Annotated in this window: 14 protein-coding genes; 4 read left to right on the top strand and 10 right to left on the bottom strand. The window is 30.9% G+C overall.

What is annotated here, in order from left to right; all coding sequences use genetic code 11:
- The 3 genes from BM549_RS04925 to BM549_RS04935 form a co-directional block, all read left to right on the top strand.
- Positions 1-648, top strand: a 648-nt coding sequence (locus BM549_RS04925; RefSeq protein ID WP_290469254.1) for a T9SS type A sorting domain-containing protein, incomplete at its 5' end; no start/stop codon positions are given.
- Positions 649-900: 252 nt separating this feature from the next.
- Positions 901-5,553: a LamG-like jellyroll fold domain-containing protein gene (locus BM549_RS04930; RefSeq protein ID WP_290469255.1), complete on the top strand. Its 4,653-nt coding sequence runs from the start codon at positions 901-903 to the stop codon at positions 5,551-5,553.
- Between the two features lie 489 nt (positions 5,554-6,042).
- Positions 6,043-6,903, top strand: a complete 861-nt coding sequence (locus tag BM549_RS04935; RefSeq protein ID WP_290469256.1) for a hypothetical protein — start codon at positions 6,043-6,045, stop codon at positions 6,901-6,903.
- Positions 6,904-6,974: 71 nt separating this feature from the next.
- Here the strand turns inward: BM549_RS04935 and hisS are convergent, their stop codons facing one another.
- From hisS to rpsF, 7 genes are all read right to left on the bottom strand, one after another.
- Positions 6,975-8,357 carry a histidine--tRNA ligase gene (gene hisS, locus BM549_RS04940; protein ID WP_290469257.1) on the bottom strand — a complete coding sequence of 461 codons (1,383 nt, stop codon included), beginning with the start codon at positions 8,355-8,357 and terminating at the stop codon, positions 6,975-6,977.
- 223 nt (positions 8,358-8,580) lie between these two features.
- The gene (locus BM549_RS04945) at positions 8,581-9,048 is read right to left on the bottom strand and encodes a DUF6495 family protein (protein ID WP_290469258.1); all 468 of its coding nucleotides are present in this window, start codon (positions 9,046-9,048) and stop codon (positions 8,581-8,583) included.
- 57 nt (positions 9,049-9,105) lie between these two features.
- A complete protein-coding gene (locus BM549_RS04950; RefSeq protein ID WP_290469259.1) occupies positions 9,106-10,002 on the bottom strand; it encodes a glycerophosphodiester phosphodiesterase family protein in 897 nt (298 codons plus the stop codon).
- Positions 10,003-10,124: 122 nt separating this feature from the next.
- Positions 10,125-13,301 carry a carboxypeptidase regulatory-like domain-containing protein gene (locus tag BM549_RS04955; RefSeq protein ID WP_290469260.1) on the bottom strand — a complete coding sequence of 1,059 codons (3,177 nt, stop codon included), beginning with the start codon at positions 13,299-13,301 and terminating at the stop codon, positions 10,125-10,127.
- 149 nt (positions 13,302-13,450) lie between these two features.
- A complete protein-coding gene (gene rplI / locus BM549_RS04960) occupies positions 13,451-13,912 on the bottom strand; it encodes a 50S ribosomal protein L9 (RefSeq protein WP_290469261.1) in 462 nt (153 codons plus the stop codon).
- Between the two features lie 13 nt (positions 13,913-13,925).
- Entirely contained in the window at positions 13,926-14,222 is a 297-nt protein-coding gene (gene rpsR, locus BM549_RS04965; RefSeq protein ID WP_013870680.1) for a 30S ribosomal protein S18, read from the bottom strand.
- Positions 14,223-14,224: 2 nt separating this feature from the next.
- A complete protein-coding gene (rpsF, locus tag BM549_RS04970) occupies positions 14,225-14,563 on the bottom strand; it encodes a 30S ribosomal protein S6 (protein WP_290469262.1) in 339 nt (112 codons plus the stop codon).
- A gap of 199 nt (positions 14,564-14,762) precedes the next feature.
- Here rpsF and BM549_RS04975 point away from each other — a divergent pair, with 199 nt between their 5' ends.
- Positions 14,763-15,458, top strand: coding sequence for a LytTR family DNA-binding domain-containing protein (locus BM549_RS04975; protein ID WP_013870678.1), 696 nt, complete (start codon positions 14,763-14,765; stop codon positions 15,456-15,458).
- Positions 15,459-15,530: 72 nt separating this feature from the next.
- Here BM549_RS04975 and priA read toward each other — a convergent pair whose 3' ends face one another.
- The 3 genes from priA to BM549_RS04990 are packed head-to-tail and all read right to left on the bottom strand — an operon-like array spanning position 15,531 to position 19,453.
- On the bottom strand, positions 15,531-17,984 hold the full coding sequence (gene priA, locus BM549_RS04980) for a primosomal protein N' (protein WP_290469263.1): 2,454 nt from the start codon (positions 17,982-17,984) through the stop codon (positions 15,531-15,533).
- Positions 17,985-18,036: 52 nt separating this feature from the next.
- Complete coding sequence (locus tag BM549_RS04985) at positions 18,037-18,462, bottom strand: DUF2147 domain-containing protein (RefSeq protein ID WP_290469264.1); 426 nt, start codon at positions 18,460-18,462, stop codon at positions 18,037-18,039.
- Entirely contained in the window at positions 18,455-19,453 is a 999-nt protein-coding gene (locus tag BM549_RS04990; protein ID WP_290469265.1) for a YihY/virulence factor BrkB family protein, read from the bottom strand. Before BM549_RS04990 ends, BM549_RS04985 begins: the two co-directional genes overlap by 8 nt.
- Positions 19,454-19,455: the final 2 nt, after the last annotated feature.

Raw genomic sequence — 19,455 nt, forward strand, 5'->3', positions numbered from 1 at the left:
CCTGCAACTGCTTGTTACGAAACTGCAACTTTTGATGAAGATGAAACATCTCCTACATATTGTACTTGGGTAGTTTCTGGTACTCAACCTGAAGAACCTGCAACTGCTTGTAATGAAACTGCAACTTTTAATGAGACTACATGTGCTTGGGAAGTAACAACTACTGGTACAACAACTACATATTATCAAGATGCAGATGGTGATGGATACGGAGATCCTTCTGTTAGTGTTGAAGATTGCTCACAACCTACAGGATATGTTATAGATAATACAGACTGTGATGACACTAATGTTAATATAAATCCAGGTGCAACAGAAATTCCACAAAATGGTATTGATGAAGATTGTGATGGTATGGATGAAACAACTTTAGGTACAACAGATTTTATTAATGGAGAAATTAATATTAATCCTAATCCATTTAACAGTGTTATAAATATTAACTTATCAAATAAGTTTAACAATGAAAAATTAACTATTTCTATTTACGATTTAAATGGTAGAAAAGTCTATAAAAAAATAGCAACTCCTATTAATGGATCAATCACAATCAATGGTTTAGATGAACTTGAACAAGCACCATATTTTTTAAGAATTTCCAATTCTAATAACAGTGCGATACACACTCAAAAACTAATTAAGTTTTAATAAAATCATTAATTAAATTTTTAAAAGGCTAACTGAAATATTCAGTTAGCCTTTTTTACTGAAAATAAAATTATCGACGAAATACATAAAACACAGTTTAAATACAAAAATATTCGGTTTTACAAACAATTGATTACCAACTACTTAAAAAATAAAATTACCGTTCATCGAATATATTTGCGTTTCATGGGCTCTATATCTATCTTTGTACCCTAAGTATTTATATATTAACCCGAATCGACCTACGCGATCATGAAAAACTTTACCCTCAAAACAAATCTATTCGCAATACTATTATTTTGTGGTATTCTAAGTAGTACTACTTCTAACGCTCAAATAATTAACCAACTTGGTTTTTACGATTTCGAATCTGGAACTCAAGGTTGGACTTCAACAGGATTAGTTGCAAGAACAAATAATGCCACTTATGCCTACAGTAATACTCATAGTTTTTGGCTAAGAGATGGGAACTCAAACACATCAATTATAACTTCTCCAGCTTATTCACTAGCTATTTATGACAAAGTTGATCTTAAATTTTTCTTTACTCCATATAGTATGGAAGCAGGAGATGATTTTTATGTAGATTATAATGATGGTGGTTTATTCTCTAATTGGCAAACAGTAGCACGCTTTGTTGCTGGAAACATTGCTAATAAAACAGCAGATTTTCATAACGGTAATTATGCAACTTTTTATAGTAAAACAGTTACTATATTAACAGATGATTATACATTTCCAATTTTACCCACTGGAAGATTTAGAATTAGATGTAGCGCAAGTGCAACATCGGATTATGTTATGATAGACGACATAACCATAACAGGAACAACGTATGCAACTCCTACTACTGGTCCAGGTGGTGTAAATGCAAATTTAGATTTATGGCTAAAAGCAGATAGATTAAATGGTACAACTTATGGAACAGATGGTGGCAACGTAGACCAATGGGTTGATAATGGTAAAGGAAATAATGCCGAAGTTGTTGTTTCTGGTCAAGAACCTATTTATAGAAATAATGCTGGAAAAAACATGAATTTTAATCCAGTAATTGAATTTGAGAATAATAACAATACTGCAGCTGCAGATATGACTTATTTATCAAATAGGCATGAGCTTAAAGGTACTGGCGGTTTTAATACAAACGATATGTTTGTTGTATTAATGCCAGACCCAAATATAACGGCTACAACAAATCCTTTAGATACTTTTACAGGTTCAGATCCATTAGCAGAAAGTTATGCTGAAGATGTAACTGGTTTTGGTTATGGTTCTTATACTGCACGTACTACTAACGAGAGATTATCATTTTGTATTGGTACAACAAGTGAAACGCCTTCTAACCCAACTGAAAACGGTTATGGTAGAGCAGACACTAATTCTGGTACAGACTATAACAAAATACAAATTCTTAATATAAGACAAAATGCTGCAAATACAGATATGGAAATTTATTTTAATGCCAATCAAGTTGGTAATGAAACAAATGACATTTCTAGATATGCAACTATAAATAATGGAAGATATTGGTTAGGAAGAAGTCAATACTGGAATGGTAGTTTTGATGGACGTATTGCCGAAGTCATTACCTATAATTCAAGAAATTCAGACACAAACCTTACACAAGCACATAATAGAATACAATCGTATTTGGCAATTAAATATGGTATAACATTAGGCGTAAATGGAACATCGCAAGATTATGTAGACAGTCAAGGTAACATTATTTGGGATCAATCTGCAAACGCAGGATACAATTACGATATTACTGGAATTGGTAGAGATGATGCTTCAGAGTTAAACCAAAAACAATCTAAAAGTGTAAACTCAGAATTAGATGGTATAGGTGAAACAAGAGGCTTATTAACCATTGGTTTAAATGATATTTATACTACTAATAGTGAAAACCAAGCTTCAAACCCAGAGACTTTTAATGACGGTGAGTTTCTTACTTGGGGTAATAATAATGCTAGTTTAGATGCTGCTCCTATTACAGTAGCTGTAGATATGAGTAGTGGAATTCCTGGATTATCAACGCCTGTAAACTTTTTAGGTATGCAACGTATTTGGAAAGTTGTTGAAAACGGTGGTGATATTGGTGAAGTTAAAGTTTCAATACCTCAAAATGCAATTAGAAACATTTTTCCTCCTGGAAGTTACTATATGTTTATATCAGATGTTCCTATTTTTGATCCAACTGCAGATTATAGATTAATGACATCTAATGGCGGAAACCTTGAAGCTTCTTATGATTTTGATGGTACAAAATATGTAACATTTGGTTATGCACCACAAATAGTTGTAGAACGCTCAATTTATTTTGACGATACGCAAGATTATTTAGATGTTGGTAATAATTTAGATTTAAACCCATCAGGATTTACAATTTCTGCATGGATAAAAAGAGATGCTGCAGATAGTGGTACATCTTCAATAATGTCTAAAAGAGACGTTAGCTTTACACAAGGTTACGATTTTAGAATTGTAAACAATAACAGAATACAAATGCGATGGTTAAATGGCGGAACGGTTAGTAATTTAACATCTACCACTAGAATTCCAGATGATGAATGGCATCATGTTGCTGCAATTTACAATGGCACTAGACTGTTTTTATACATTGATGGCGTTTTAGAAAGATCGGCTAATAGAGGTGCACCTGCTCCAACAGATGATTCTTTCTTTATTGCTGCAGCTGCTAAAAATAACCCAAGACAATTTTTTAGAGGAAATATTGACGAAGTTAGAGTTTGGGATACAGATTTAACTCAAGCACAACTACAGTATATAATGAATCAAGAAATAGAGCAAAATGGAGCATTTGTTTCTGGTAAAATAGTACCAACTACAATTACTAAAAATGATGTTGCTGCATTACCTTGGTCAGATTTAGCTGGTTATTATCCAATGTCTACCTATACATATACTAATACAGAAGATGAGTCTGGAAATGGTAATCAAGGCGCATTAAGAAACATTAATACTGTAGACTTTCAAACAGCACCATTACCTTATAAAACTACAGCAAATGGCGATTGGGATACAAATGCAACTTGGTTAAATGGCGATGTGCAAACAATTCCAGGAACAACTTCAGTTGTAGACAATGCAATAACTGTAGATTGGAATATTGTAGAAACTAGCCACGATATAACATTAGATAATAACGTTTTACCAGCTGCAAATAATGATGAAAGAAAAGTATTATCTTTAAATGTTATTTCTAACAAACTTACAGTTAGTGGAGACACTGGAACAAACGAAGGTTATGGTTTAACAGTAACACATTATTTAAATTTAGATGGTGTAATTGATTTAGAAGGTGAATCGCAATTGATACAGTCGTTAGATTCAGATTTAGATGCTAGTAGCTCTGGAACATTACAAAGAGACCAACAAGGTACTTTAGATTTACATACTTACAACTATTGGTCTTCTCCAGTAGGCGCAAGTAATTCTACAACTAATAATAACAATTATACCATTCCACAAATACTTAAAGATGGAACAAATTCTGCTTCACCTGTAAATATTAATTTTATTACAAATTCTTATGATGGTACTTCAGGATCGCCAATAGGAATTGCAGATTATTGGATTTGGAAATATGCAAACTTAGCTAATAATTACTATAATTGGGAACATGTAAGAAGTACCGGTACAGTAAAAGCTGGTGAAGGTTTCACAATGAAAGGTGTTGCAAATACAAACAATGTTTTATTAGAACAAAACTATGTTTTACAAGGTAAACCTCATAATGGTGAAATAACACTTCCTATAGATCCTGCAAACGAATACCTTGTAGGTAACCCATATGCTTCTGCCATAGATGCAAATGTATTTATTACAGATAATACAAATACAACTGGTAGTATTTACTATTGGGAACATTGGGGTGGCGGATCGCACGTTACTGTAGAATATCAAGGTGGTTATGCTACTTATAATTTATCTGGTGCTACTCCTGCAATGCAATTTGATTTTGCTACAGGTGGTAATACAGGAACAGGAGCTTCTAACAAATTACCAGGACGTTACATTCCAGTTTCACAAGGTTTCTTTGTTACAGGTAGTAATAGTGGTAATATTGTATTTAACAATAACCAGAGAGTTTTTGAAAAAGAAGGTGCAAATTCTACGTTTATAAGAAGTGTAGCTTCAAAAAATTCTAATACTAATAGTAACACACTTAATCCTACTGCTAATACTGTAAACGATAATAGAATGAAAATTCGTTTAGGTTTTCAATCTGTTAGCACATTTAGAAGACAATTATTAGTAACTGTAGATAGTAGCGCAACATCACAAATTGATTTTGGTTATGATGCCGAAATTAATGAAACACATAAAGATGATATGTATTGGATGATTGATTCTAAAAAATTCATCATTCAAGGTATAGACAATATAGAACCAGCTTCTATTTTACCGTTAGGAATTCACACAGATATTGATGGTGTAAATACATTTGTTATAGATGAATTATTAAATGTACCAAACGATTTAGATATTTATATATACGATCAAGTTACTGGTCTTTATCATGATATTAAAAATAATAATGGTTTTTCAATAGATTTACCTGCAGGAACATATACAGATCGTTTTGAGCTAAGATTCTCTAATGATAATTCTTTAAGCACAGAAGAATTTGTAGCTGAAGAAACTGGAATTCAATTTTATTTCACAAACAATAACGAATCTATTGTTATTAATAATCCTAAATTAACAACTATTGAATCTGTATCATTAATTAATATGTTGGGTCAAGAAATTATTTCTTTTGACTCTATTGAAACTCAAGACTACGTTACATTAAAAACGAGTAACATTAGTACAGGTAATTATATTTTAAATATTACTACTATAGATGGCAAATTTTCTAAAAAAGTATTAATTGAATAAAATTTATTTGGTTCCAAATCTAATATAGATTTCCACTTTTGTTTTTAAAACCCAAAGCCTTGCTTTGGGTTTTTTGTTTTTAAACACTACACTTCTTGTCAGAAATATCTACACTTTAACGTATTTCGTCTAAAAAATAGCTAAACTAAGTGTTTTTCATCGAATATTTTTGCTTTTAAACTAAAAAGCAAATATTTTCGACTTGAGATTTATGTTTTCCCCCAAACTACTTTCTTAAAAAAACTAAAAAAAAGAAAAACTAACCTATTAACATTTAAAAAAATTGTACGCTACAAAAAATCGAAAATTGTTACTCAAAAATACTTTTACTTAAAAAAAATAAAAGTTAACACTAATTACACGCTTTCAAAAACCTTACATCCAATATTTTAACATATTGTAGGTTTTTTATTAAACTAACAAAAAAATAGCTTTAGATTTGAGATAGAGTCTATCTCTATGCTATTAATCATTTAAAATATTTAAAACATGAATATCCTTTCGCTCAAACCGATACTACTCTTTACGTGCATTCTCACTATAGTAAGTAGTGCTTTCGCTCAATCAAATACGAATTCTGATACAAGATTAAAAATAAGATTAGGTTTTAATACTACAGCTAACACACACAGACAATTACTTGTAACTCAGGATAGTAACGCTACACCAGGTATAGATTTTGGATACGATGCTGTATTATATGATAATTTTGAAAATGATATGTTTTGGCTAATTGAAGGTCAAAAATTTGTAAGCCAAGGCATAGATGTTATAAATTTTAATACCGTTTTACCTTTAGGAATACAAACTGAAGAAGGGATAAGTACTATTTTAATTGATGAACTTTGTAATGTACCTGAAAATTATGGCCTATTAATTTACGATAAAGTAACAGATACACATCATAACATTGGAGAAAATCCAGTATCTATAGAATTACCTGCAGGCATATACTTAAACCGTTTTCAATTAAAGTTTATTGATAAAAATCTTATAGAGGAAGCTAATGAAAATGAAGAAGATAATGAGGATAATGAAACAACAGAGACCGAAGAAACTAATGAAGAAGCTCCTGAAGACATTTTAACAGAAACTATAACTACAATTAGTAATGCTATTGTAATTTACTATGCTAACAATACAAAGGAGATAATTATAGAAAATGAAAGCTTACATAAAATTAATAGCTTACAGATATTTACATTTAGCGGACAATTAAAAGCACAATATAATACTATTGAAATTGCAGATTTTGTAACAATACAACCAAATAATTTAGCTCCTGGAAACTATATTCTTATTGCTAATACAGCGATTGGAGATATTATGAAAAAAGTTAGCATTAACTAATATTACTTATAAATAATAAAAAATCCTGAAACTAAAGTTTCAGGATTTTTTATTTAAAATTAGCATGTAAATTATTTTACAGCTTTAATTAAAGCAGTTAAATCTAACTTTGTTTGGTCTCCAGTATTCATATTTTTTAAAGTATAAACCTCACTATTCATTTCTTCTTCACCCATTAAAACTACAAATGGAATATTACGTTTGTTAGCGTAATTCATTTGTTTTTTCATGTGCTTTCCGTTAGTAATTTTATCTGGGTACAACTCTGCGTTAACACCATTTTCTCTTAAAACTTTAATAGCTTTTAAACTAAAAAGTGCTTCGTTATCACCAAAGTTTATAAATAAAACTTCTGTACTTTTTGTAATAGTTTCTGGAAATAAACCTAATTCTTCTATCACTAAGTAAATACGATCTAAACCAAAACTAATACCTACACCGCTTACATTTTTTAAACCAAAGATACCCGTTAAATCATCGTATCTTCCACCACCACCAATAGATCCCATTTTAACACCTTCTGGTGCAGAAACCTCAAAAATTGCGCCTGTATAATAATTTAAACCTCTTGCTAGTGTAACATCTAGCTGTAATTTTGCAGATTTTAAACCAAGCGTATTAATTGCATTGTTTATAAATTCTAATTCTTCAATACCTTTTTTACCTTCTTCAGAAGTGCTTAAAATATCTTTTAAACTTTCAATTTGGCCATCAAAACTTCCTGCTAAAGAGAATAATGGTTGTAGTTTATCTATTCCACTCTGCGGAATAGCTTTACTTAACATTTCTTCTTTAACTTTCTCCTCTCCTATTTTATCTAACTTATCTAAAGCTACTGTAAAATCTATTAGCTTATCACTTGCGCCAATAACTTCTGCTATTCCAGATAATATTTTGCGGTTGTTAATATTTATGGTTGTGTCTTTTAAACCTAAAGCTGTAAATACATTATCGTACAGCTGTACAAATTCTACTTCCTGCCATAATGAATCACTACCAACAACATCTGCATCACATTGGTAAAACTCTCTAAAACGTCCTTTTTGTGGTCTATCTGCTCGCCAAACTGGCTGCATTTGGTAACGTTTAAAAGGAAACTCTATATCGTTTTGGTGTTGTACAACGTAACGTGCAAATGGCACTGTTAAATCGTAACGTAAAGCTTTTTCTGATATTTTTGGAGTTATTTTATTCGAGTTTTTTTCAGCATATAAATCGTCATTTACTTTAGATAAATAATCACCACTATTTAATATTTTAAAAATTAAACGGTCACCTTCTTCACCGTATTTTCCCATTAGCGTATCGCTATTTTCAAAACTTGGTGTTTCTATTGGCTGAAAACCAAAGGTTTCAAATTGCGATTTTATTGTACTAAAAATATAGTTACGTTTTGCAACTTGCTCTGGGTTAAAATCTCTTGTTCCTTTTGGTATGCTTGGTTTTTGTGCCATATTTATTCCCTTGAAGAAAGGGAGCTTTTAATAGATTACTTTAATAGATTCTGCATCAAGTGCGGAATAACAAAAATAGTTGTTTTAATTTTAAATCGTTTCCGTCATTGCGAGCTTTTTTCATTAGAAAAAAAAGCTTTGTAACTTTTGAATTGAAAATTTATCCAAATCAACAAACAGATTGCCACGTCCTTTGTCCTCGCAATAACGATTGATTGTTTATTTAATTTATAAGTTTAAACATATACTCATACAATTCTCCTTTTGTAATATTAGAGCCTTGCTGTATAAGTGTAAACTTATCTAAGTTTTTATCTTCGCTATAGTCTTTTTTAGCTTGCACAAATTCTACATTATCGTGCATTAAATTGTTTCTAAGCCAATTAAAACCATCTGTTGTTGTTAAGTCTACTTCTTCTTTAACTTTTATACCTATTAAATGCATATGGTCCTCGTTTAAAGAAAACAAGTGAATATCTTTAGGTGAAATATGCTCTAAATATTTAGTTTTATTTAAAACGCCTTCCCAAACTAAATCGCTAAATACATCTAATTCTTGCTCTGCAACTTCTGGCTTATTTGTTTTTATATCCTGCCACTCATCGGCAGTGATAGATTGCGTTGCTAAAAAGTTTATAAATTCTTGGTGTAATTCTTCAAATTGCTCTTTTGTAAGTCTAGAATATTTCATTTTTGTACTATTTTTTTACTAGAGAGATTGTGTTGTAATCGATTAGTAAATCTTTATTTATTTTGTAATGTTTAATGCTTTGGCTGTTGCAAAAGGTCTATCTGTAGCAAAAATGTCGATACCTTTTTCTCTCCATTCTTGATACATTTTATCGCCTTTAGCTGCTGCTTGATTGTCTAAATTTCCTAATGTTCCTAAAATTGTTTTTATACCGTAAGAATGTACTTTTTTATAAAATTCATTAGCAGATAAACGTGTTCCTGTAAAGGCTAGCATATTTTCTGTTGGTATGTTTGAGTGTATTAACCAATCTAATTCTTTTTCATTTCTAGCAGAAACAGATAGTAAAAATTCTGGTGCATAGTTATATGCTTTTTGAGATTGTTTTAAATCGTAAGTAATAATTACACAAACATCTTCTGCTTGTTCTTTTCTAATTTCATCTATTACCTGCTCTAAAGCTACACTTCTTTTAATATCTACGGTTAAAACAACATTATTTGTTTTTGCCCAATTTAAAACCTTAGAAAATAATGGGATTTTAAATGTTGTTTCATTTCCAAAATCATCTTCTAAATTAAATGCTTTTAATTCGTTGTATGTATAATTTGTTAATTTTCCTGTTCCTGTTGTTGTGCGTTCTAAAGTATTATCGTGTAATAAAACTAACTTACCATCTTTAGTTTTAGCTACGTCTATTTCATAAATAGCAGGAATACTATCGTGTACGTATTGTAAAGTTTCTAAGCAATTTTCTGGATAATTTTTTATACTTTTTCCTCCACGATGTACACTTATTACTGGTTTAGCATTTGGTTTGTACTTAAAGGTATCTAGTAAAATAGATTTTTTTTCTGTTTGTTCTTCAACTTCAGTTTTAACAACAGTTTCTTTCACTGTGTTTTTACAAGAAATTATTAAGGCGAATAATATTAAAAAGTATAAATTTTTCATATTTGTTTTTCCGCGTAAGCGATAATTTTAAAATAAGTTTAATTGTTTAAATATCTATAAATAAAAATGCGCTTCTAATAAAAATTAGAAGCGCAAATTTACGTAATTATTATGTGTTGTTATTAGAAAATATAACGAACTCCAAATTGTGCTTGCCATCTTGATAATAATGATGAATCGAAACCAAAAGTTTCTTGGTTAGACTCATTAAAAGTATAGGTTGGCGTGTTTGTGTTCTGATCTAAATTCACTGAAATAGGACTTACGTTATTAGGAATTTGTACAACTCCCCAATCACTATTTAATAGGTTTCCAATGTTTAAAACATCTACACTAAACTGAATTGTATTTGTTTTACCATCACCTACATTAAATTTATAGTCTTGTAATAATTTTACATCCCATTTTCCTCTCCATGGTGCTAATGCGCCATAACGCTCTGCGTAATCACCTCTTCTATCGCTTAAATAATCGTCTTGCTGTATATAAGCTTCGTAATTAGCTGCTTGAGTTGCTTGTTCTGCTGGTGTACCAGAAAATTGCATTTGTTGAACTTCTGCTGGTGTTGGTACGTAAAGTAAATCGTTATTTTGCCCAGAACTATCATTATTAATATTTCCTGCATAAGTATAGCTAAAACGTCCACCTTGTGCATACTCAAAGAATGTAGATAACGTTGTTGACCACTTATCGTTACCGTAAGTAAATTTCTTACTTGCTACACCAATAAATCTATGTTTATCTCCATATTTAGAGAAGCTTAAAACATCGTCGTTTGCATTACCAGATACTTGATTAAAATCGAAAGCATCACCAGTAATTTCTGCTTCAATAGAGTTTACATCTTTAGAATCTAAATAGTTATATGCTAAACTTGTATAAAAACCTTTACCAAAAGTTTTTTGTGCTTTTACTGTAAAATTCCAAATACGACCTTTGTCTGAATTTGTAAATACATAAGCATTATTTCCTTTGTCTGAATCTGCATAAACAGGTCTATTATCTCCTGGTGCATTTAAAGTTTCTGATGGATTACGTAAGCCCCAGTTTTGTACGTGAGCTCCATTAATATCTTTAGTATAAGATACATCTGCAGTCATAATTAAACCGTTTTCAAACTTGTAATCACCACCTACATTGGTTCTCCAAACTTGTGGCCATTTGTATTCTGGATCGATTATTTGAAAGAAACCATCATCTGCTCCACTTACTTGGTTACCTAACCAAACAAAAGGAAAACGACCAGTAAATAATCCTGTTCCACCACGAACTTGGAATGTGTTATCTCCTTTTACATCATAATTAAACCCTACTCTTGGTGAGATTAATGGTTTATTATCTGGTAAAGTTGTAGACTCTAGTGTAACTTCTTCGTTAGTATTTGGGTTAAAATATGATACCGAGTTGTCTCTTGTTGCTCCATTCTCTGTATCTATGTATTTTTGAATTAACTCTGAAGTGTTAAAGTATAATGGCTTATCGAAACGAATACCATAAGTAAGCTTAAAATTATCTGTTACATTCCACTCGTCTTGTAAATAAAACGCTAATTGCCCAACGTTTAGTTCTGCTAATTTCCAACCTCCATCATTACCATCTCCATTGGCATTAAATTGATTGAATGCATTTTGTGTAGCTGTTAGGTATTGGTCTACAAGACCACCTGGTTGCGCATTATCTAAGAAAGTTTGTACATCTGGATACGGTGAAAATAAACCGTAGTAAGGAAAAATACCAAAGTTAAAAGACTCATAGTTCACTAAGTTAAATGAGTTTTTAAATTTAAATTTCTCAAAATTAAAACCAACTGTAAATGTATGGTCTCCTCTAACAATATTTAAGTTATTTGTTAATTGTAATACTTTTTGGTCTAATTTATTGTTAATAGAAAAAGGCTCATGACCTGCAATAATATAATTAGAACCTGCTCCATCTTGAATAGTAATAACTGGTGCTGGTCCAGATAATGGGTTTCTAAAATCGTCAAAGTGAGTATAACCAAATTGTAACTTATTAGTCATATCTCCAGGTAGAGTTGAATTTAATTCTATTTGAAAAGAATTTAATTTGTTATTTATTTCGTAACCTGAATTTTCAAATTGTAATGTTCTAAAGCTTGGTCCTCTTACTCCAATTGCTGTTGGGTGAGCTGGCTTTTCTTTAGAGGCATCTAAAAAATTATAAATAACTGCCAAACGGTTATTATCGTTTATATTCCAGTCTAATTTAAATATACCTTTAGTTGAGTTAGAATCGTAATTAAAACCTTCGTAACGTCCAGGATTGTACCCTAAATTTAATAATGCATCACTTACAGCATTTAAATCGTTTACATCTACTATAGATTCATTTACAGCTCCTGTTCCTCTATTTGGAGAGAAAGGAGAACCTAAATCTGTTCTATCATCTTTTTCAAAGTTTGCAAAAAAGAATAATTTGTTTTTAATAACTGGACCACCAATACTAAGACCGTATTGCGTTTGTTCTAAATCTGCTTTAAAAACTTCATCTCCATTAATTTCTCCACCTGTTAGGTCTTCATTTCTAAAAAACCCATAAACAGTACCATGAAACTCGTTAGTTCCACTTTTAGTTACTGCATTTACAGCAGCTCCAGTAAATCCAGATTGAGTAACATCGTAAGGCGCTAATGATACTTGAATTTGATCGATAGCATCTAACGATATTGGTTGAGCATCTGTTTGACCTCCAACAGTTGCGGCGTCTAAACCAAATGGATTACCAAAAACAGCACCATCTAAACTAAAATTATTAAACTGATCATTTCTACCACCAAAAGAATTTCCTGACGAAGATGGTTCTAGTCTTGTAAAATCTGCTGCAGATCTAGAAATCGTTGGTAAAGCGGTTAACTCTCTACGCCCAACGCTTGTTTCTGCACCAGTACGATCACTACCAAAAGTTCCTGTTCCTCCTGTACCTGTAATTACTACAGTTTCTAAGGCTTGACTGTCTGGAGATAAAGTAACATCAATATTTTGTGTTTTACCTAATGTTAAATACACATCGTTAAATGTTTGTTCTTTATAACCAACATAACTTATTGTAATAGAATATGGTCCACCAACTCTTAAGTTTAATAAGTTAAATCGACCATCAAAATTTGTTGCCGAACCGTATTTTGTACCAGTTGGCGTATGCACAGCAACCACATTGGCTCCTGGCAAAGGTTGGTTTGTCTCATCGAAAATAAGACCTTTAATGTTTGACGTAGTAACTTGAGCAAATGCAAAGGCTACAAAAAACATTAACAAAAAAGTAATAAAATGTTTTTTCATGTTGTGTGTGTTGTATGAATTAGAGGGTAATCATTATGCGTGCATAATAATTTTAACGCAAAATTAACACAAAAAAAAAGCCATTCAAAGTGAATGGCTTTTAAATTTTAATATTTTATTAACTAAATGTTAACAGAATATTTATTTTTTTATGATTTAGCTACAACTTCAAAATCAATTTCTGCTGTTGCTTCTCTATGTAAACGTACTGTAGCATTGTACTGCCCTAAACGCTTTATATTACCTCCAGTAATAGAGATGTATTTTTTATCTATAGTGTGCCCTTCTTTTTCAAAAGCTTCTACTAAATCTAATTTAGTTACAGATCCAAATAATTTATCTCCAGCTGAAGCTCCTTCTGTAGCTTTAGCAGCGATTTTAATATCTAATTGTTTTAAAGCATCAATTGTAGCATTTGCTTCTTCAATTAATTTTTTGTCTTTAAATGCACGTTGCTTTAAGTTTTCAGCTAAAACTTTCTTTGCAGAAGCAGTAGCTAATACAGCGTGACCTGTTGGAATTAAAAAGTTTCTACCATAACCGTTCTTAACCGTTACAACATCGTCTTTAAATCCTAAATTTTCAACGTCTTGTTTTAATATAAGTTCCATTGTTATGATAATTTTATTTTAATAAATCTGTTACGTATGGTAATAACGCTAAGTGACGCGCTCTTTTTACTGCTACAGATACTTTTCTTTGATATTTTAAAGATGTTCCTGTTAAACGTCTTGGTAAAATTTTACCTTGTTCGTTTACAAAACCTAATAACCAATCTGCATCTTTATAATCTACATACTTGATTCCAGATTTTTTGAAACGGCAATATTTCTTTTGCTTGCTCGTGTCAATATTTAAAGGTGTTAAATATCTAATTTCACCTTCTTTCTTTCCTTTTGCTTGTTGTTCTATAGATGCCATAATTACGCTTTTTGTTTTAATTTAACTCTTCTTCTCTCTGCCCACGAAATCGCGTGCTTATCTAAAGCTACAGTTAAGTAACGCATAAAACGCTCATCACGTCTAAACTCTACTTCTAAAGGAGTAATGTGTTCACCATCTATAGTGTACTCAAATAAGTGGTAAAATCCACTTTTTTTGTTTTGAATTGGGTAAGCTAATTTTTTTAAGCCCCAATCTTCTTTGGCTATCATCTTTGCTCCTCTTTCAGTAAGAAAATCTTCGTACTTCTTTACTGTTTCCTTTATCTGTGTTTCAGATAAAACGGGATTTAAGATGAAAACAGTTTCATAATGATTCATAAAAATCTATTTTATTGTGTTAAAAATGAGTGCAAAAATAAGTCTTTTTATTAAACCACACAACACTTTTTAATAAATTTAAATGCATTCGAATTCAACTAAAGAAATTGTTAAAATTTACATTTTAGCGATGTTTTTTGGTTTTAAACCGAATTTTTTGTAACATTGTCGATAATTAAACCCAAATAACCGAAACACTATGTTTTTAAATTGTGTAGTAGTTGATGATTCAGCAATACAAAGATTGTCTATAGTTAAGCTTATAGAAAACAACAGCTCTCTTAACCTAGTTGCTGAGTATAGCAGTGCTTTAGAAACTAAAAATGGATTAAACACTCAAAAAGTAGATTTAATATTTTTAGATATAGAAATGCCTGTTCTTAATGGCTTTGAACTTTTAGACGTATTAAATAATAAGCCACAAATTATATTTGTAACTGGTAAAACAGAATATGCTTTTAAAGCATTTAATTACGACGCGACAGATTATTTGCAAAAACCTATTACTAGAGAGCGTTTTAATCAAGCTGTTGAAAAAGCTGTTGAACAACATAAATTAAAGTTAGACTTTAATGAAGTTGAAGGCGAGCATATTTTTGTAAAAAGTAACTTAAAAAAGCGAAAAGTTTACATTAGAGACATTAAATGGATTGAGGCTTTAGGTGATTATGTTAAACTTGTTACTGAAGATACATCTTTAGTTGTACTTTCTACAATGAAAGCTTTTGAAGGTGAACTTCCAGAAGGTAAGTTTTTACGTATTCACAAATCTTACATTGTAAACCTAGATAAAGTAGATCGCTTTAACAGTAAAAATGTTGAAGTTGGCTCTTACGAGATACCTTTAAGTAGAAATAAAAAGACATTGCTTGTTGATGCGTTAAATAATATTTAACGAATAAATAGTTGTTTTTTATTAAAACTAACTTAATAAAATCCTATTCTAACGAGTAGGATTTTTTTTGTATTAATAATTGTCAACATTAATAATTACTCTAACAGCTCTAAAATCTTTTACCGCCTCAAAGCTTGTATTTACTTTTCTAATAACATCTTTAGTTTTACCTAAAGATTGTTTTTGAGGTATTTTAATAAGAATATTTTTTAAATACATATTTCTTATTCTTGATACCGGCGGAAACTCAGGTCCTAATATATTAGATTTAAAAACTTGTTTAAGTGATTTTGCAAACCAATCGCTTGCCTGCTCTACTCTATTATAATCACGATGTTTAAATGTTATTTTTATTAATCTATAATAAGGTGGATATTTAAAATTGTAGCGTTCTTGAAGCTGCTCTTCAAACATACTCTTATAATCGTTTGTAGAGACTTGTTGTACAATTTTATGATAAGGATTATATGTTTGTATTAAAACCTTACCTCGTTTTTTTGTTCTACCTGCACGACCAGAAACCTGTAACATAAGTTGAAAACTACGTTCGTGAGCTCTAAAGTCTGGAAAATTTAAAAGGTTATCGGCGTTCATTATACCAACTAACTTTACATTTCTAAAATCTAAACCTTTGGTAAGCATTTGGGTACCTACTAAAATATCTATTTCCTGCTGCTCTAATGCTGTAATTATTTTCTCGTAACCATGTTTACCACGTGTAGTGTCTAAATCCATACGCGCAACCTTGTATTTAGGAAACAATGCTTGTACTTCTTTTTCTATTTGCTCTGTACCAAAACCTTTACTATCTAATCCTGGCGTGCCACAAGCCAAGCATTTTAATAACATTGCAATGGTATGGCCACAATAATGGCAACGTAATTGACTACGGTATTGGTGGTAAGTTAAACTTACATCGCAATTTGGACATTGTGGCGACTCACCACAGGTATTGCACTCTACAATTGGCGAATAGCCACGCCTGTTTTGAAACAAGATTACTTGATGTCCTTCTTGTAAAGTTTCATTTATTTCTTCAATCATTCTATCGCTAAAATGACCTTTCATTTTTTTCTTTTTATACTTATCTGCTATATCTACAATTTCAATATCTGGTAATTGTACATTATTATAGCGTTTAGTGATTTCTACAAAACCGTATTTATTTTCTCGTGCATTGTAATATGACTCTAAACTTGGTGTTGCACTACCTAATAATATTTTAGCATTGTGGTAATGCGCTAATACTATTGCTGTATCTCTTGCATGATATCTTGGTGCAGGATCAAATTGTTTAAAAGATTGTTCGTGCTCTTCATCTACAATTATTAAACCTAAGTTGTTAAACGGTAAAAATATAGATGATCGTGCACCTAAAATTATTTTCGCTTTCGCGGAATTTCCCAACACATTATTATAAACCTCAACACGCTCATGAGCCGAATATTTACTATGAAATACTGCTACTTGTTCTCCAAAATAATTTTGCAAGCGAGACACCAGTTGTGTTGTTAAAGCTATTTCTGGTAACAGATACAAAACTTGCTTACCATTTGCAATAACTGCTTCTATAAGTTTTACGTAAACTTCTGTTTTACCAGAAGAAGTTACACCATGAAGTAAGGTTGTATTATGTGTTTTAAAAGCTGTTTGAATGTTTTGTAATGCTTCCGTTTGATATGTATTTAATGTTTTTGAATCTTCATTTTCATCACCTTCATATTGTACTCTATCGGTTTGAATATGATATTCTTCTAAAACACCTTTATCTATTAACGCCTTTATAATTGCTGAAGAAGCACCACTTTCTTCTACTAAGTCTTTAACTTTTACAGGCTTTTTTGTTTTTGCAGAAATTGAAAACAAAGTAAAAACTACTTGCTTTTGTTTTTCGGCACGGCTTAATGCTTCTAACAACTTATGCAAACCAACTTCACTTGTATATTCTGCTTGTAATTTTACATAGCGCACATATTTAGGCTTGTATTTATCGTAAATTTCTTCTTGCAGTAATATTACTTCTTTTTCAATTAGACGCTTAATTACGGGAAGTACATTTTTTTTATCTAATATTTTTGAGACTTCCTGTATTTTTAATGACGATTGGTGGTGAAGCGCTTCGAAAATTAAAAATTCATCATCTTTTAAATCTGTATCTTTTATTTCGGCGTTTAAATTTCGGCTAATTAAGGTTTCGCTTTCTAGAATAAAAGCACTTGGTAAAGCTGTACGCATAACTTCGCCAATGGTACACATGTAGTATGTCGCTATCCATTGCCATAGTTGCATTTGCTTATTATTTACAATAGGTGTTTCATCTAAAATTTGATGTATGGATTTTGCGTCATAAACTGTTGGTGCTTCTGTATGTATTTTACCAACTAAGCCTGTGTATATTTTAGACTTTCCAAAAGGTACAGATACGCGCATACCTTCACTTAAAAATTCAGACTCTGCTTTAGTTATACTATAGGTAAACAGTTTTTCTAATGGAATTGGTAATATAACGTCTATAAAATAGTTCACTGTTTAAATATTGAAATGCTTTTAATTAATGAGTATAAAACGAAGTTGTAGTTTATTCTACTACACGTTTCCAGTATTGTGTTTCGTAGAAAAACCCAAGGTAACCACGAACTATTAAAGTGTTTTTATTGTTTTCGTCTAAGCTTAACCTTAGCCTGTATGTCTTTCCATTTTTAGGATCTACAATGGTACCATTTTTATAATACTCGCCACGTTTTTCCATGTTTTTTATAATATTTAAACCTAAAATTGGTTTATTATTATCTTCACCTTTACATGCAGTACATTTTCCATTTTTTCTGTTTTCTAGTAAGATTTCAACTATTTTGCCATAGACTGTATTATCTTTTGCCTTGTAAATTTCTACAATAGATTTTTCAACATCATGAGTGTCTACTGTTTTCCATTTACCAAATATGGTTTGTGAAAAGCCATAACATGAAAAAAGAAATACAAATAGAAATGCAATATTATTCATAATTATTATGTTGTTGGCGCAAACGCATTAGTGAAACATTAAGCTCAAACCCTAACAGTAAAATATTAGCATTTAACCAAAGGTAAAATAACAAAATTAGTAATGCACCAATAGAACCATAGAGTTCATTATAACGTGCAAAATTCTCTATATATAAACCAAATAAATACGAGGTTAACATTATTAATAAGGTTGTAAATAAAGCACCTACCGAGAAGAACCTTGCATGCCTACCTTCTTTTGTACCAAAATAATATAGTGTTGCTGTGGCCAAATAAACCATAACTACAAAAAATGCATATTGCGCTAAATTCGCCCAAAAATCTGTTTCTCGTCTGGTATCGTACCCATAATCGTCTAACCAAACTAAGATGTTATCTACCACATAAATTTGAAAATACCCTAATACTGCTACTGTAGTTATTAGTAAAAATGATAAAATTAAAGCCACTCCTAGCGCAAAAACATACTGCTTAACAACATTTCTAGTTAGTTGCTCGTGGTATGAGTTTTCAAAACCAGAGAATAATGCATTTACACCATTAGTCATTAAAAAGATAGCCAATATTAATACGGTTGATAATAAACCACTATTTGAATTACTTCCTTTTAGGGTTTCAAAAATACCTTCTGAAAAAAAATCACTTGTTGTTGGTGGCAAAACAGACTCTAAAAAATGTAAAAAATCATTTTCAAAATCTGGTACTGGTATGTATGGAATTACTATTATTATAAATAGTAAAAACGGAAATAATGCAGTAAAAAAACTATAAGCAATAGCACTGGCTCTCGCAGTTAATGCTCCTTTAGCAATACCAATAATATAAAGCTCTAACAAATCGTAAAGCGATAAACCTTCTAATCCTGGTAATTTTATTTTACTTAAAAATTTTATGATGTAATTAAGTACAGGAATTTTTAGCAGCTTTTGTTTTAGCTGCACTTCTACTTCTTTTTCTTGTAATAATTCTTCCTCTACTGTTTCTGCCATAA

The sequence above is a fragment of the Lacinutrix sp. MedPE-SW genome, from assembly GCF_001874145.1.
Taxonomy (GTDB): domain Bacteria; phylum Bacteroidota; class Bacteroidia; order Flavobacteriales; family Flavobacteriaceae; genus Lacinutrix.

What these genes read in the sequence shown, in the direction of transcription:
- hisS (WP_290469257.1), bottom strand. Translation starts at nt 8,357, where the DNA reads ATGGCACAAAAACCAAGCATACCAAAAGGAACAAGAGATTTTAACCCA.
- rpsR (WP_013870680.1), bottom strand. Translation starts at nt 14,222, where the DNA reads ATGGCATCTATAGAACAACAAGCAAAAGGAAAGAAAGAAGGTGAAATT.
- rpsF (WP_290469262.1), bottom strand. Translation starts at nt 14,563, where the DNA reads ATGAATCATTATGAAACTGTTTTCATCTTAAATCCCGTTTTATCTGAA.
- BM549_RS04935 (WP_290469256.1), top strand. Translation starts at nt 6,043, where the DNA reads ATGAATATCCTTTCGCTCAAACCGATACTACTCTTTACGTGCATTCTC.
- BM549_RS04945 (WP_290469258.1), bottom strand. Translation starts at nt 9,048, where the DNA reads ATGAAATATTCTAGACTTACAAAAGAGCAATTTGAAGAATTACACCAA.
- BM549_RS04930 (WP_290469255.1), top strand. Translation starts at nt 901, where the DNA reads ATGAAAAACTTTACCCTCAAAACAAATCTATTCGCAATACTATTATTT.
- BM549_RS04975 (WP_013870678.1), top strand. Translation starts at nt 14,763, where the DNA reads ATGTTTTTAAATTGTGTAGTAGTTGATGATTCAGCAATACAAAGATTG.
- BM549_RS04990 (WP_290469265.1), bottom strand. Translation starts at nt 19,453, where the DNA reads ATGGCAGAAACAGTAGAGGAAGAATTATTACAAGAAAAAGAAGTAGAA.
- rplI (WP_290469261.1), bottom strand. Translation starts at nt 13,912, where the DNA reads ATGGAACTTATATTAAAACAAGACGTTGAAAATTTAGGATTTAAAGAC.
- BM549_RS04950 (WP_290469259.1), bottom strand. Translation starts at nt 10,002, where the DNA reads ATGAAAAATTTATACTTTTTAATATTATTCGCCTTAATAATTTCTTGT.
- BM549_RS04955 (WP_290469260.1), bottom strand. Translation starts at nt 13,301, where the DNA reads ATGAAAAAACATTTTATTACTTTTTTGTTAATGTTTTTTGTAGCCTTT.
- BM549_RS04985 (WP_290469264.1), bottom strand. Translation starts at nt 18,462, where the DNA reads ATGAATAATATTGCATTTCTATTTGTATTTCTTTTTTCATGTTATGGC.